The sequence below is a fragment of the Flavobacterium sp. PS2 genome (assembly GCF_046250155.1).
GTDB lineage: Bacteria > Bacteroidota > Bacteroidia > Flavobacteriales > Flavobacteriaceae > Flavobacterium.
The window spans coordinates 400485-414876 of the sequence record NZ_CP176426.1 but is presented as its reverse complement, the minus strand read 5'-3'; the positions used below and the strand labels follow the sequence as shown (position 1 = coordinate 414876).

At 33.3% G+C, this 14392-nt stretch carries 13 protein-coding genes; 7 read left to right on the top strand and 6 right to left on the bottom strand.

Features of this window, described 5'->3' with window-relative positions:
- Positions 1–4: 4 nt before the first annotated feature.
- The 7 genes from ACJ6WR_RS01770 (at position 5) to ACJ6WR_RS01740 (ending at position 10399) form a co-directional block, all read left to right on the top strand.
- Positions 5–1516 (top strand): RagB/SusD family nutrient uptake outer membrane protein, encoded by a 1512-nt coding sequence (locus ACJ6WR_RS01770; RefSeq protein WP_409416892.1) that lies wholly within the window; start codon positions 5–7, stop codon positions 1514–1516.
- Positions 1517–1584: 68 nt separating this feature from the next.
- Entirely contained in the window at positions 1585–2955 is a 1371-nt protein-coding gene (locus ACJ6WR_RS01765; protein WP_409416891.1) for a glucoamylase family protein, read from the top strand.
- A 14-nt stretch (positions 2956–2969) separates the two neighbouring features.
- Positions 2970–3671 (top strand): prolyl oligopeptidase family serine peptidase, encoded by a 702-nt coding sequence (locus ACJ6WR_RS01760; RefSeq protein ID WP_409416890.1) that lies wholly within the window; start codon positions 2970–2972, stop codon positions 3669–3671.
- 10 nt (positions 3672–3681) lie between these two features.
- Positions 3682–5982 carry a beta-glucosidase BglX gene (gene bglX, locus ACJ6WR_RS01755; protein ID WP_409416889.1) on the top strand — a complete coding sequence of 767 codons (2301 nt, stop codon included), beginning with the start codon at positions 3682–3684 and terminating at the stop codon, positions 5980–5982.
- A gap of 133 nt (positions 5983–6115) precedes the next feature.
- The gene (locus tag ACJ6WR_RS01750) at positions 6116–6898 is read left to right on the top strand and encodes a glycerophosphodiester phosphodiesterase family protein (RefSeq protein ID WP_409416888.1); all 783 of its coding nucleotides are present in this window, start codon (positions 6116–6118) and stop codon (positions 6896–6898) included.
- Between the two features lie 51 nt (positions 6899–6949).
- Positions 6950–8887 carry a discoidin domain-containing protein gene (locus ACJ6WR_RS01745; protein WP_409416887.1) on the top strand — a complete coding sequence of 646 codons (1938 nt, stop codon included), beginning with the start codon at positions 6950–6952 and terminating at the stop codon, positions 8885–8887.
- A gap of 129 nt (positions 8888–9016) precedes the next feature.
- Entirely contained in the window at positions 9017–10399 is a 1383-nt protein-coding gene (locus tag ACJ6WR_RS01740; protein ID WP_409416886.1) for a M20/M25/M40 family metallo-hydrolase, read from the top strand.
- A gap of 70 nt (positions 10400–10469) precedes the next feature.
- Here ACJ6WR_RS01740 and creD read toward each other — a convergent pair whose 3' ends face one another.
- The 6 genes from creD to ACJ6WR_RS01710 all read right to left on the bottom strand — a co-directional run bounded on the left by creD (position 10470) and on the right by ACJ6WR_RS01710 (position 14312).
- Positions 10470–11822, bottom strand: coding sequence for a cell envelope integrity protein CreD (gene creD, locus ACJ6WR_RS01735; RefSeq protein WP_409416885.1), 1353 nt, complete (start codon positions 11820–11822; stop codon positions 10470–10472).
- Positions 11823–11843: 21 nt separating this feature from the next.
- Entirely contained in the window at positions 11844–12164 is a 321-nt protein-coding gene (locus ACJ6WR_RS01730; protein WP_409416884.1) for a hypothetical protein, read from the bottom strand.
- A gap of 4 nt (positions 12165–12168) precedes the next feature.
- The gene (locus ACJ6WR_RS01725) at positions 12169–12621 is read right to left on the bottom strand and encodes a hypothetical protein (RefSeq protein WP_409416883.1); all 453 of its coding nucleotides are present in this window, start codon (positions 12619–12621) and stop codon (positions 12169–12171) included.
- A 63-nt stretch (positions 12622–12684) separates the two neighbouring features.
- Positions 12685–12981, bottom strand: a complete 297-nt coding sequence (locus ACJ6WR_RS01720; protein ID WP_039113012.1) for a transcriptional regulator — start codon at positions 12979–12981, stop codon at positions 12685–12687.
- 3 nt (positions 12982–12984) lie between these two features.
- Positions 12985–13674, bottom strand: a complete 690-nt coding sequence (locus ACJ6WR_RS01715) for a YiiX family permuted papain-like enzyme (RefSeq protein ID WP_039113011.1) — start codon at positions 13672–13674, stop codon at positions 12985–12987.
- A 32-nt stretch (positions 13675–13706) separates the two neighbouring features.
- Positions 13707–14312, bottom strand: a complete 606-nt coding sequence (locus ACJ6WR_RS01710) for a hypothetical protein (RefSeq protein WP_039113010.1) — start codon at positions 14310–14312, stop codon at positions 13707–13709.
- Positions 14313–14392 lie beyond the last annotated feature (80 nt).

Sequence of the window (14392 nt, the reverse complement as noted above, 5' to 3'; positions counted from 1 at the left end):
TATTATGAAAAAAATATATATATCAATGTTTGTGTTGTCAGCATTTTTCTTTTCTGGATGTGCAGATGATTACTTAGATGTTAAGCAAACTGAAACTGTTTCTACAGATGATATCGAATTGTTTAATAATGACAACGGAGCAAAAACATTTGTAACTGCAATTTATAGCAAGTTTTTAGATTGGGATATGAGCTCGTTTGGCTGGATTGGATTGGCTAGTATAACATCTGATGATGCAGATAAAGGTTCTACACCAAGTGATGTAGGTACTGATAAAGATGTTTTGGATGCATTAACTTATAATTCATCAAATCCGTCTGCAGAAAGTACGTTCAATGCTAATTATGATGGTATAAACAGATGTAATCAAGCTCTGGCTATTCTTCCTAAACTTGATAAAGCGGATCCAGCTTTGAGAGAGAGATTAATGGGAGAAGCAAAATTTTTGAGAGCTTTCATGTATTTTACTTTGGTTAAATGTTATGGAGGAGTTCCTATTGTAGATCATTTGGCTAGTATTCCATTATCTGCAGAAGATAAAGCAATGCAGTTAACTCGTAAGACTGCTGTAGAGGTTTATGCTTTTATTGAAAAAGATTTGAATGATGCAATAGCTGTATTACCAAACAAATCGGCATATTCTTCGAATGAAAAAGCTAGAGCGTCAAAAGGAGCAGCTTATGCCTTATTAGCAAAAGTAAATCTGTACCAAAAAAATTGGCAAAAAGTAGTAGATAATTGTAATCTGGTTACAGGTTATATTATTGTTCCGGATTATGCTAAAATGTTTAGATTAGAAGGAGAGAATGATGCCGAATCTATTTTTGAAATAAATGGTGTAGGTTCTGTGCCTGTAAGAGGAATTACAGGATATTCTAATACACAAGGTGTACGAGATTCATTCGGTTGGGGCTTTAATCAGCCTTCTAAAAGTTTATTAAATGCTTATGAATTGGGTGATGTAAGAAAAGATGCAACTATCATTTTTAGAGGCACAACTTTATATGATGGGAGAGAAATTCCGCAGATATATAAATTGAATGACAAAGGTGAAAAAGTGGTAGATACTACTCTTAATCCAAGATACAACTTTAAAGCATATTCTTCTGCTTATACAGATGCTTGGGAAACAGATGCTAATATTAAGTATTTGAGATATGGTGAAGTTTTATTGATGAAGGCTGAGGCACTTAATGAGTTGGGGCAGACTTCGGAAGCTATTCCTTTGTTGAACCAAATCAGACGTAGAGCTGGACTGGGTGATTCTCCTGCAGTAGGTCAAGATGATGTTAGAAAAGCAATTTGGAAAGAAAGAAGAGTTGAATTAGCTTTTGAGTTTGATAGATTTTTTGATCTAGTTAGAACTGGACAAGCTAAGGATGCTTTTGCTGCAGATAAAAATAAAGATTTCCCTAAGGGGAAAGTATTTACTGTAGGGAAAAATGAATTATTTCCTATACCAGATTCATTTATTAGAATAGCTGAAGGGATGTCAGAACAAAATCCTGGTTACTAAAATACCAAATAATCACTTCCTCCAGAGTATGGAGGAAGTGATATTTATTAATTGCATAAATTTTTATAATGATTAGAATTTCAGTTTTATTGATGGCTTTTGTTTTTTTAGGTTGTGGATCAAAAATGGACAAATCTAAAGAGAATACTGTAGCTCCCACAGTTGTAAAACTATCGGATGAAGAGCTTATGGATGTAGTGCAAAAACAAACTTTTAAGTATTTCTGGGACTATGCTGAACCAAACTCGGGATTGGCGAGAGAGCGCTATCATCCTGATGGGGTTTATCCCGAAAATGATGCTAATGTTGTTACGACCGGAGGTTCTGGTTTTGGGTTAATGGCAATTGTGTCTGGAATGTCAAGAGGTCACATTACAAAAAAAGAAGGTACAGAGAGACTTAATAAAATAGCTGATTTCTTGGCTAAAGCCGACCGTTTTCACGGAGCTTGGTCACATTGGATTGATGGAAATACAGGAAAAGTAAAACCATTTGGAACTAAAGATAATGGAGGAGATTTAGTAGAAACTTCATTTTTAGTTAGCGGAATGATTACGGTTCGTGAATACTTAAAAAACGGTTCGAGCGCTGAAAAAGCAGTCGCCGAAAAATACGATGCACTTTGGAAAGGGGTAGACTGGAAATGGTACACAAATAACAAGAATTTTTTGTATTGGCATTGGTCGCCTACTTACGATTGGCAAATGAATTTTCCTTTAGAAGGATATAACGAATGTTTAATTACTTACATATTGGCGGCAGCTTCGCCAACACACCCAATTACGCCGAAAGAATACCACGAAGGTTGGGCAAGAAATGGGGGAATAGTTACGGATAAAACCAAATATAATATTCCCCTAATTCTAAAACACAATGGAGCTGAAGAGTTTGGAGGTCCTTTATTTTGGGCACATTATTCGTATGTTGGACTTGATCCAAACCAATTAACTGATAAATATGCAAACTATTGGGATCTTAATGTAAATCACGTAAAGATCGATTATGAGTATTGTGTAGAAAATCCTAAGAAATTTAAAGGATACGGTTCTGATTATTGGGGATTAACTGCATCTTATTCTAGAAACCCAGACGGAACGACAGGTTACAACGCACATATGCCTAGTAATGATGTAGGAGTTATTGCACCAACAGCAGCAATTAGCTCAATTGTTTATACACCAAAAGAGTCTATTGCAGTGATGCGTAATTTATACGAAAATCATAAAAAAGATACTTGGGGAGTAGCAGGATTTTATGATGCTAGTAGTCTACAATATGGTTGGACTGCTCAACGCTATTTGGCGATAGACCAAGGTCCAGAAGTGGTTATGTTAGAGAACTATCGTTCTGGTTTATTATGGGAATTATTTATGAATGCTCCAGAGGTTAAACAAGGATTGATAGGATTAGGTTTTCACTCAGGTAAATACGGATTCTAGAAAACAGTTTTAATATGAAGTATAAATTAGCAGTAGTAGCTCTATTATTTTCGTTCATTTCTTTTGCTCAAACAACTGTAAATGGGAAGATCAAAACCGAAATCATTCAAAAACATGAACTAGGGTACGCATTGCATATTCCAGCGGATATAAAAGAGAAGAAACCATTGCTAATTTTTCTTCATGGTTCAGGCGAAAAAGGAACCGATATTGAGAAAGTAAAAATTCACGGTCCATTTAAGTATTTAAAAGATCACAAACTCGATGCTTATGTTCTTGCTCCACAATGTCCAGAAGGCGAAGAATGGGATGCAGAAGTTTTATACCGATTGATCTTAAAAATCCAGAAAGAAAACAATATAGATTCAGATAGAATTTATGTTACAGGATTAAGTTTAGGAGGTTGGGGAACATGGAATTTAGCTTTTGCACATCCGGATATGTTTGCAACAATAGTTCCTATTTCGGGGTTTGTAGATTTAATACAATTAGAACAAACCTGTAAAATTGCAAAAATACCAACACGAATTTTCCATGGATTAATGGATGATGTCGTGAATATAGATTATGCGATTACAATTTATAAAGAATTAAAAAAATGTAATAGCAATGTAGAGTTGACCATTTTTGATGATGCAGGTCATGATAGCTGGTCAAGAGTATATGACAACCAGGAAGTTTATGACTGGATGTTTAAACAAGTAAGAAATAAATAAAACCCATAGAATGAAAAACAAATTAGTAATACTCTTTTTAGGATGTGCTTTTTTGAGTTATGCTCAAAAAAAAGAAGCCAAAAAAACTGTAAAAATTAAGCCAAGATCAGAGTTCGTTTCAGAGTTGATGTCAAAAATGACAGTAGATGAAAAAATCGGACAGTTAAATTTACCAACTTCTGGAGATATAACAACTGGTCAGGCTAATAGTTCTAATGTTGCTAAAAATATTGAAGAAGGAAAAGTAGGTGGACTATTCAATATTAAATCAGTTCAAAAGATAAAAGAAGTACAAAAGATTGCAGTCGAAAAAAGCCGATTGAAAATCCCTTTGCTTTTTGGTATGGACGTTATTCATGGTTATGAAACTACATTCCCAATTCCACTAGGATTATCTTGTATTTGGGATATGAAAGCAATAGAAAGAAGTGCTCAAATTGCAGCACAAGAAGCTAGTGCAGATGGTATTAACTGGACATTCTCACCAATGGTAGATATCTCTCGTGATCCACGTTGGGGTAGAGTTTCTGAAGGTTCAGGAGAAGATCCGTATTTAGGTAGTGAAATTGCAAAAGCAATGGTTAATGGATACCAACAACATGATCTTTCAAAAAACAATACTATTTTATCATGTGTAAAACATTTTGCTTTATATGGTGCGCCAGAAGCAGGACGTGATTACAACACGGTAGATATGAGTAAAATAAGAATGTATAATGAATATTTCCCACCATACAAAGCTGCTATTGATGCAGGAGTAGGTTCGGTTATGGCATCTTTCAATGAAATTGACGGAATTCCAGCAACTGGAAATAAATGGTTAATGACCGATGTTTTAAGAAAAGAATGGGGTTTTAAAGGATTTGTAGTTACAGATTATACAGGAATTCCAGAAATGATCGATCACGGAATGGGTGATTTACAAACTGTATCAGCATTAGCATTAAATGCAGGTGTAGAGATGGATATGGTAGGAGAAGGATTCCTTACTACATTAAAAAAATCATTGGCAGAGAATAAAGTAAGCATAGAACAATTAGATAATGCTGTGCGTCTTATTCTTGAAGCAAAATACGATTTAGGATTGTTTGAAGATCCTTATAAATACTGTGATCCAAAAAGAGCTAAAACAGAAATTTTTACTGCAAGCCATAGAGCCGAAGCTAGAAAAATATCTTCACAATCATTGGTTTTATTAAAAAATGAAAATCAATTATTGCCTTTAAAAAAATCAGGAACAATTGCAGTAATTGGACCATTGGCTGATGCCAAAGAAAATATGCCAGGTACTTGGAGTGTTGCTACAAATATGAAAACTGCTATATCATTATTAGCAGGAATTAAAGATGTTGCAGGAAAATCAACAAACGTACTTTATGCAAAAGGAAGTAATCTTGATTATGATGCTGAATTTGAAGAGAAAGCAACAATGTTTGGAAAAACATTACACCGTGATAACAGAACTAAGGAAGAATTACTTGCAGAAGCTTTAAAAGTTGCTTCACAATCAGATGTAATTGTAGCTGCAATTGGAGAATCTGCAGAGATGAGCGGAGAAAGTAGTAGTAGAACTAACTTAGAAATTCCACAAGCACAAAAAGATTTATTACAAGCATTATTAAAAACAGGAAAACCTGTTGTTGTAGTTTTATTTGATGGTCGTCCGTTAGTAATAAAAGAAGAAAGCGAAACAGTTCCAGCTATCCTTAATGTTTGGTTTGCAGGAAGTGAAGCAGGACATGCAATTGCAGATGTTTTGTTTGGAGATGAGAATCCTTCAGGAAAATTAACATCTACATTCCCAAGAAGCGTAGGACAAGTGCCTATTTATTACAACCAAAAAAATACAGGAAGACCACTTGTAAACAAAGAAGGAAAATTTGAGAAATTCAGATCAAACTTTATTGATGAAAGAAATGAGCCTTTATACGCTTTTGGTTACGGATTAAGTTATACAACTTTTGACTATTCAAACTTGAAAATTTCATCTGATAAAATGAACTTCACAGGAAAACTAAATGTTACTGTTGATGTTACAAATACAGGAAATTATGACGGTAAAGAAGTAGTTCAATTATACATAAGAGATTTAGTAGGATCTGTTACAAGACCAGTAAGAGAACTTAAAGGTTTCCAAAAGATAGACCTTAAAAAAGGAGAAAAAAGAACTGTGAATTTTGAAATTACTGTTGAAGACTTGAAATTTTACAATTCAGACTTAAAATTTATTGCAGAGCCAGGACAATTCGACATATTTGTTGGAACTGACTCAAATGCAGAGAAGAAAGTTAGTTTTGAGTTAATCAAGTAATTGGTTGGTTTGATTGATTCGTGTTTGGCCCTTCGTTATTGGTTTCGAAGGGCCTTTTTTTTAACTTAAAATGGCGTAGTTTTTAAGTAAACTCGCTACCTATTAACTATTTTAAACCTTAAAAAATTATACAATGAATGCTAGTAAAATATTAAGCGCATTTTTTATGCTAACAATATTTGTTTTCACTTCTTGTAATGTTACAAAAAACGGAATTGTTGCACATCGAGGAGCTTGGAAAAAAAATAATTTACCAGAAAACTCTATAGCTGCACTTAGGCATGCTATCGATTTAAAAGCGGTAGGGTCAGAATTTGATGTAGTCATGACAGTCGATGATTCTCTTGTTATAAATCATGATCCTCATTATAACAAACTAATTGTTGAAGAAACAAAATATGCCGACTTAATAAAGTTTAAACTCTCTAATGGAGAAAAGCTACCAACCTTACGAGAGTATATTCTGGAAGGACAAAAAAATAATAAACACACAACTTTAGTTTGCGAAATAAAACCTTCGGGAGTAAGCAAGGAAAGAGGGAAGAAAATTGCCTTGAAAGTGGTGGAAACAGTAAAGAAGCTTAAAGCTGAAAAAATAACTACATATATCAGTTTTGATTACGAAATCCTGAAACAAATTAGAGAAGTAGATTCAAAAACTACATTGCAATATCTAGAAGGAAATAAATCTCCTAAAGAAGTAAAACTAGATAATATTACAGGTGTAGATTATCATTATTCAGTTTTTAAAAAACATCCGGATTGGATAAAAGAAGCAAAAGATAATAAGATAAGCCTAAATGTTTGGACTGTTAATGAAGTAGATGATATGGATTGGATTATTGAAAACAAATTTGACTACATCACAACCAACGAACCAGAATTATTAGCCGAAAGAATAAAGACTAAAAAATAGATTTTTTGAGAGAATAAGATTCAGCCAGATTATGTGTAAAATATAAAAGATATGATGAAAATTAACTATAAACTATATTCATTAGCAGCACTTTTGTTGCTTTTGGTAGGATGTAAAATTCATACATCAGAACCTAAAACAAACCTTATTGGAAAAACGGAATGGTTTGATCCAAATAAACCAGCATCAACATATTGTAATCCAGTAAATATTGGATACAATTACACGACCGAAAACCATAACGGAATCCCCGAATCACGCCGTTCGAGCGCAGATCCTGTGATTATTACCTATAAAAACGAATACTATCTTTTTGGTACGAATCAGGCAGGATTCTTTTGGAGTAAAGATATGTCCAATTGGGAATTTGTTTACGGTAGTTTTCAGAGACGTCCTGCCGATGATGATCAATGTGCGCCAGCAGCTTGGGTTGTAAATGACACCTTATTTTATGTAGGTTCAACCTGGAAAAAAGACCATCCTATTTGGAAAACAGCTAACCCAAAATCGGGTAGATGGACAAGACATGTTGATACTGCCATGTTACCAACTTGGGATCCGGCAATTTTTCAGGACGATGATAAAAAAGTGTATATATACTATGGTTCAAGTGGAAAATTACCACTTGTGGGTACCGAAGTAGATTATAAAACATGGTTGCCAGTAGGAAATCAGGCAGATTATGCCAAACTATATGCAGCAACCGAAGTAGAGGATATTCAGCATCCATATGGCGAAATAAAAGAAGTAGTAGGTTTAGATCCTGCAAATCATGGTTGGGAACGTTTTGGACCTAATAATGATATGGAACCTGCGCCGTGGGGGAATTTTATCGAGGGAGCTTGGATGACCAAACACAACGGAAAATATTATATGCAATACGGAGCGCCAGCTACTGAGTTTAAAGGTTATGCCAATGGAGTACATGTGGGAGATAATCCGTTAGGGCCATTTGTTTATCAAAAACACAATCCGATGTCATATAAACCAGGAGGTTTTGTAATAGGAGCAGGACACGGAAATACTTTTGCAGATAATTATGGGAATTATTGGAATACAGGAACATGTAAAATCTCCATAAAAGACCGTTTTGAGCGTCGTATTGATATGTTTCCGGCAGGATTTGACAAAGATGATGTAATGTACTCTATTACATCTTATGGTGATTTTCCGATAGTCTTACCGACCAAACAACGTGATCAAACCAAAGGAGCTTCTGCAGGTTGGATGTTATTATCATATAAAAAGCCAGTAACGGTTTCTTCTTCAGAAGAATGTATGGAAGTTCAAACACATAGAGTTGATAACGGAGGGAAAAAAGTATTTGAGAAATTTTGTTACGGAGCTAGTAATTTAACCGATGAAGATATTCAGACCTATTGGTCGGCAAAAACAAGTAATCCAGGCGAATGGTTACAGCTAGATTTAGGTAGAAAGATGCAAATAAATGCACTGCAAATAAATTATGCTGATCATAAAGCAACGCAATACAATAAGGCAATGGATATTTATTATCAGTATAAAATTTTTATGTCTGATGATGCTGTAAATTGGACTTTGGTTGTAGATAAGTCCCGAAATGACAAAGATGTACCACATGATTATGTCGAACTAACAAAACCAATCAAGGCACGTTATATAAAAATGGTAAACATTCATAACGCTTCAGGATTATTTGCAGTTTCAGATTTTAGAGTTTTTGGAAACGGATTGTTAGAAAAACCAAAACCAGTTTCTGAATTTAAAGTAGACAGAAGCGCTACAGATTCTCGTAATGCAATGATTTCATGGAAAAAACAATCAGATGCAATAGGATATACTATTTATTACGGAATTGCTCCTGATAAATTATACAACAGTATAATGGTTTATAATGAAAGTTCATATGATTTTAGAGGCTTAGATAAAGGAACAAAGTATTATTTTACTATTGAAGCTTTTAATGAAAATGGTATTGCAGAAAAAAATCAGATTATAGAAGTAAAATAATTTAGATTTAATCTTCAGAAAAGGTTCTGGAAAATTTCACGGAGTTGTAAAGAATTTTGTTCCTTTGTGAAACTGGTTTGAATAAAGTTAAAATCAGAATAATTAACCATACAAAATGCTATATAACCAATGAAAAAAACATCTTTATTAACTGTTTTTCTTTTAACAGGATTGGTGTCGTTTGCACAAACACCAGATGAACAAAATTTAAAATCAATTTACAAAGCAGCGCTAACCCAATCTAAATGTTATACTTGGTTAGAATATCTATCCAATGATATCGGAGGGCGACTATCTGGCACAAAAAATGCTGCGGATGCAGTACAATACACTAAAAATCAATTAGAGAGTATTGGACTAGACAGAGTATATCTTCAAGAAGTGATGGTGCCACATTGGGTTCGTGGAGAAAAAGAAACAGCTTATATTTTAGACAATAAAACAAAAACTGTAGTACCAATTACAGCTTTGGGAGGTTCTATAGCTACACCAAAAACTGGAATTACCGCAGAGGTAATCGAAGTAAAGGGAATTAAAGAGCTAAACGAACTAGGAGATAAAGTAAAAGGAAAAATTGTATTCTTTAACAGACCAATGGATCCTGAAAATGTAGAAACATTTAAATCATACGGAGGTTGTGTAGATCAAAGATATGCAGGAGCAAAAGAAGCTGCTAAATTTGGAGCAGTAGGAACAATTGTTCGTTCGATGAATTTAAGATTAGATGATTTTCCTCATACAGGGGCACAAAGTTATGGCGATTTACCAAAATCAGAATACATACCAACGGCTGCAATTAGTACAAATGGAGCAGAATTATTGAGTAAATCTTTAAAGAAAAACCCAACCTTAAAATTCTACTTTAAACAATCTTGTGAGCAACTACCAGATGTATTATCTCATAACGTAATCGGAGAAATAAAAGGAACAGAGCATCCAGAAAACATTATGATTGTAGGCGGACATCTTGATTCTTGGGATTTAGCCGATGGTTCTCATGACGATGGAGCAGGAGTAGTGCAAAGTATGGAAGTAGTTCGTATCCTTAAAAATTTAGGATACAAACCTAAAAACACAATTCGTGTAGTATTGTTTATGAACGAAGAAAACGGAGGTAAAGGTGGCGCTATGTACGAAGAGATGGCGCAAAAAAATAAAGAGAACCATATTTTTGCTTTAGAGAGTGATTCAGGAGGATTTAGTCCGAGAGGATTCTCTTTTGAGACAGACGATGAAAACTTTAAGAAAATCGAAAGCTACAAAGGTTTATTTGAGCCTTATTTAATACATAGTTTTGTAAAAGGACATAGTGGTTCAGATATTGGACATTTAACATCGGCTAAACCACTTGTAAAAGCAGGTTTAAAACCAGATTCACAACGTTATTTTGATTATCACCATGCAGCCAATGATAAATTTGATGCAATAAACAAAAGAGAACTAGAACTTGGAGCTGCGACAATGGCTTCATTAGTGTATCTAATTGATCAAAACGGAATCTTGACTAAATAGTCTCACTATTTATAAATAAAAGCAAAGCCACTTAATTATATAAGTGGCTTTTGTTTTTATATAGATTATATTATTTACCCCAATCTATTTTTCTTGAAAAGTACATTACAGCTGCAAGAATTAAAAATAAACCTACACTTCCCACCAATAATGCGTAATTCTCTAATTGGATAATAACATAAATAAAAGTGTATAATCCGGTGAGTGAAAACCCGATGAATATGGGGAATTTTTTATTCTTTAAAATCGAAAATGAATAAGCAGTAATAAGCGATATAACGGCTATTCCAGATAATATATACGCTTTGGTAAAATTACTATGTTCAGTTATCGAAATTAATAAAGTATAAAACATAATTAGAGCTAAGCCAATCATTGAATACTGGAAAATATGAATACTAATTTTACTCATATTTTGAATTAAAAAGAAAATCAAGAATGTAAGTCCGATAACAAGAAAACCATATTTAGAGGCACGCTCATTTTGTTGGTATTGATCTACAGGAATCACAAAGTCAACCCCAAAACTATACATACTTAAATCAGGCAGAATATCAAAAGCTTGTTGAGAGAATGCTCTGTTAATATGTAAAATTTTCCAATTTGCTGTAAAGCCAGTTTCACTTATCTTTTTGGTTTTATCATCAGGCAGGAAATTACCAGTAAAACTAGGAGAAGCCCAATTAGACTTCATTCCAACATTGGTAGTTTTCCCAATCGGGACAATCTTAATTTGTTTACTACCATTGTAAGTAATACCAAAGCTATAATCGGTTTTAGGAGACGATAGTATTTTTGTTAAATCGATGTAACCTGTTTCAAGAGCTTCTGTAGTATCTGATTTAGACGAATTATATACAGGTTCAAAAACATAGTTAGTAGTTCCTATTTTAATTTTAACTTCCTCTTTTATACTTTTTAAATTTGTAGTTTTAATTAATATAGTTGCTTTGTCCCATTGAATGGTTTCGGGAGCAATATTTTTGCTACTAAAATCAGGTTGAATATAATTACCGTTAAATTGCATATTCGTTGTAAATACAGCCGATTCGTAATTGTTTCTATTTAGTATTTTCGTGTCAATACTCGAATTGATATTTAGTTCTTGAGGGAAAAAATAGGCATATCTTGTAGATGCTACTTTTTGCTTTACCGTTTCTTTCGTTTTTTCGTTTATAGTTACTGTTTCCTGATAAGAAGTATACGGAATCTTTAATATCGGTCCATAGATATAGACACTTTCTCCCCATTTATCATTGATTTCAGATATAACATCGTTTTGTCTGTAAGAGCGTTCCGAGATTAAATTTTTTACATATTCCAGAGGAATTAATAAAAATAGAGTAAGCAAGCCTACCATAATCATTTTGGCAGTATTAGACTGAAAAATAGAGGACGGTTTTGGAGTTTCGTTTGTTTCCATTGTAAAGTTGTTTTAAGGTTTTTATAATAAATTAAGTTTGATAATGATTGTATAGTACAAAAGCGCAATAGGGATGTTTGATAATAGAATTAAAATCTTACGACCTATGTATTCCCTTTGACTTGGTATAGAAATGAAACTCTCCACTAAATGAAATAACATTATGGCATTAAGAAATAAAGCGGCAACGGTAAAAAGAAAGCCAACAATCAAGATATAAGAGTTGTCATCGACAAGTACAAACAGTGCAAAAAAGAGCGAACAAATTATAAGACTACCAATGGTGAGTTCAGTTGATGCTCTACATTCAAATTTTTCATGGTTAATTAAATCATCTTTCATCGTTTTAAATTTTAAAAGTTTTTTGAATGGATTGAATAGGAGTGAGTAACATTTTGGAGAAATCCAAATAATAAAAAGGCATTGCTTTTTTTCCTCTTTTATATTGTTCTAGAAAATAACCAAGTTGGGTAGGATAGAAGATAGTCCCTGATAGAATTACCATAAACAAATACAAACTCTTTTTGCTATTACCCAAAAGATAATATTGCATCCCGATTTCGTCTATAACAGTAATTCCGGTATTGGTCAATACATGAATGATGTCATGATCTTCTAATTTGGCTTGAATATCAAAATTGTTCCTATGAAGAAAGTCTCCCAAACCATATCCTAAACTTCCTTCGGGGAAGGCAAGTAATTCATCCTTGTTAATTTCCCAAGGCGCATTTTTCTTCATGTATTTCTGATATGGTTTTCGGGACCACTCGTACATTTTTTCTATTAATATATCCTTCATATTTTTTCGGTTAGTTTTTTTAAAAGTACTTTGTATTTCAAAGTTAATAGGTAAAAAAAAGGCTCACTTCTTCTGTATCAATTTTTCAAGAGCATCGATATGTGCAACAAATGCAAGTTTTCCGTCTTTGGTTGCCCTATAACTAGTGTTGGGTTTTTTACCTATAAATTGTTTTTGTATCTCGATATAGTTTTCTAGTTCTAATGCTTTAGCATGGCTCGCAAGATTACCATCCGTAACGCCCAAAAGCTCTTTCAGAGTACTAAAATCAGCCGATTCATTGACCATCAATACAGACATGATTCCAAGTCTAATTCGATGATCAAAGGCTTTATTTATATTTTGAATGATGCTTTTCAATTTTTAATAGGTATCAATTACGGTTTTTAATAATTTCGAATCCACAATGTTCGAAGGTGCAACAACATCTTCCTCAAGCGGGATATTATTACCATATCGTTCTTTTAATATTGCTTTAACTCTAGGATCTTCTAGGTTAAAGTCTTTTAATTTCTGTAACGGACATAACTCAATACCTGCTCCATTTTTATAAATCTTCCAAATTAATTCAGAACAATAAATTTTAGCATCCGACCAACTAAAATGAGCATCATAATCTCTATTAAGGAAATTACGACTATATATCTCCATTTTTTCAATAGTAGTAGGAGTTAACGCAGTTGTATCTTTTAACCTCTTTACAAGATAACTTTGATTTTTTCCATGCTCAATCCATTCGTCCAGAGGAGTTAGTTTTACTGGCTGTACAGCTTCAAAAACAAAACGTTTACCGTCTAAAATATAAACGATTCCGCAATGTGAGAATTTAGATTTTGTAGCAATTCTTACCGCTTCACACTGACTAGATTCTGAAGTTTGAAAAATTAAATCACCTGCCTGGATTTTGTCTAACAAATTAATCTTTAACTTTGGATTTTCAGCTGTTGGTTTCGAAAAAGGATTGTTCGGAAAAAACTGCTTTGTAATGTATAAAGCAAAGCAAAAGCTAATTATCAAGGTAACCCCTGCAAAAATATATTTAAAATTTTTCATGTTTTACTTTTTAGAGTTATGACAAATAAAGATTATTTCCTGTCGTATTTAAAGTACATAACGCTTCCGTATATAATATGGCAAACTCCAAAGCCTAATGCCCAGAATTCCAAAGCGTAACCAGAGAATTCAGTTGAAATTAATCCAAGGATAATTATGGTAATTCCTAGATAACGCACATCTCTCAAAGTATATTTACTTGCATTTACACAAGCTAATCCGTAAAATAGGAGAGTGACTGGACCGATTAAACCATAATAACCATTTCGGAGCAAAAGTAAGCCGAAAATACCACCAGTAACAAGCGGAATCAAAAAATTGATTAATACTCTTTTAGAAGTAGAATTCCATATTTTTTCTCCCTGCTTTTTGGCTTTGCTAACAGTTAATATCGCAGCAGTTATAACAGAAAATAATAGTACCAAAAAAGCAGTTAGTACAATTAACTTAAAAGTTTTACTTTCCAGAGTTACATAATAACTCGAATGGCTTTCAATAAGACCATTGGCGATGTGAGCGCCAATAAGAGCATATATTCCTGCCATAATTCCTGATAAGCCACTTAATGAAATAAACTGCGAAGATTTATTCATCATGTTTTTTATTTCAGTAATATCCTGTAAATATTTATCTTCCATATAAAGTACTTTGAATTACAAAGTAAATAATAAAAAAAATAGTCACCAAATAAAATGATGACTATTTTTTATGAATTTGT

Bases quoted from the DNA above. Each gene is read 5' to 3' on its own strand.
- ACJ6WR_RS01770 (WP_409416892.1), top strand. From the start codon at position 5: ATGAAAAAAATATATATATCAATGTTTGTGTTGTCAGCATTTTTCTTT.
- ACJ6WR_RS01765 (WP_409416891.1), top strand. From the start codon at position 1,585: ATGATTAGAATTTCAGTTTTATTGATGGCTTTTGTTTTTTTAGGTTGT.
- ACJ6WR_RS01760 (WP_409416890.1), top strand. From the start codon at position 2,970: ATGAAGTATAAATTAGCAGTAGTAGCTCTATTATTTTCGTTCATTTCT.
- bglX (WP_409416889.1), top strand. From the start codon at position 3,682: ATGAAAAACAAATTAGTAATACTCTTTTTAGGATGTGCTTTTTTGAGT.
- ACJ6WR_RS01750 (WP_409416888.1), top strand. From the start codon at position 6,116: ATGAATGCTAGTAAAATATTAAGCGCATTTTTTATGCTAACAATATTT.
- ACJ6WR_RS01745 (WP_409416887.1), top strand. From the start codon at position 6,950: ATGATGAAAATTAACTATAAACTATATTCATTAGCAGCACTTTTGTTG.
- ACJ6WR_RS01740 (WP_409416886.1), top strand. From the start codon at position 9,017: ATGAAAAAAACATCTTTATTAACTGTTTTTCTTTTAACAGGATTGGTG.
- creD (WP_409416885.1), bottom strand. From the start codon at position 11,822: ATGGAAACAAACGAAACTCCAAAACCGTCCTCTATTTTTCAGTCTAAT.
- ACJ6WR_RS01730 (WP_409416884.1), bottom strand. From the start codon at position 12,164: ATGAAAGATGATTTAATTAACCATGAAAAATTTGAATGTAGAGCATCA.
- ACJ6WR_RS01725 (WP_409416883.1), bottom strand. From the start codon at position 12,621: ATGAAGGATATATTAATAGAAAAAATGTACGAGTGGTCCCGAAAACCA.
- ACJ6WR_RS01715 (WP_039113011.1), bottom strand. From the start codon at position 13,674: ATGAAAAATTTTAAATATATTTTTGCAGGGGTTACCTTGATAATTAGC.
- ACJ6WR_RS01710 (WP_039113010.1), bottom strand. From the start codon at position 14,312: ATGGAAGATAAATATTTACAGGATATTACTGAAATAAAAAACATGATG.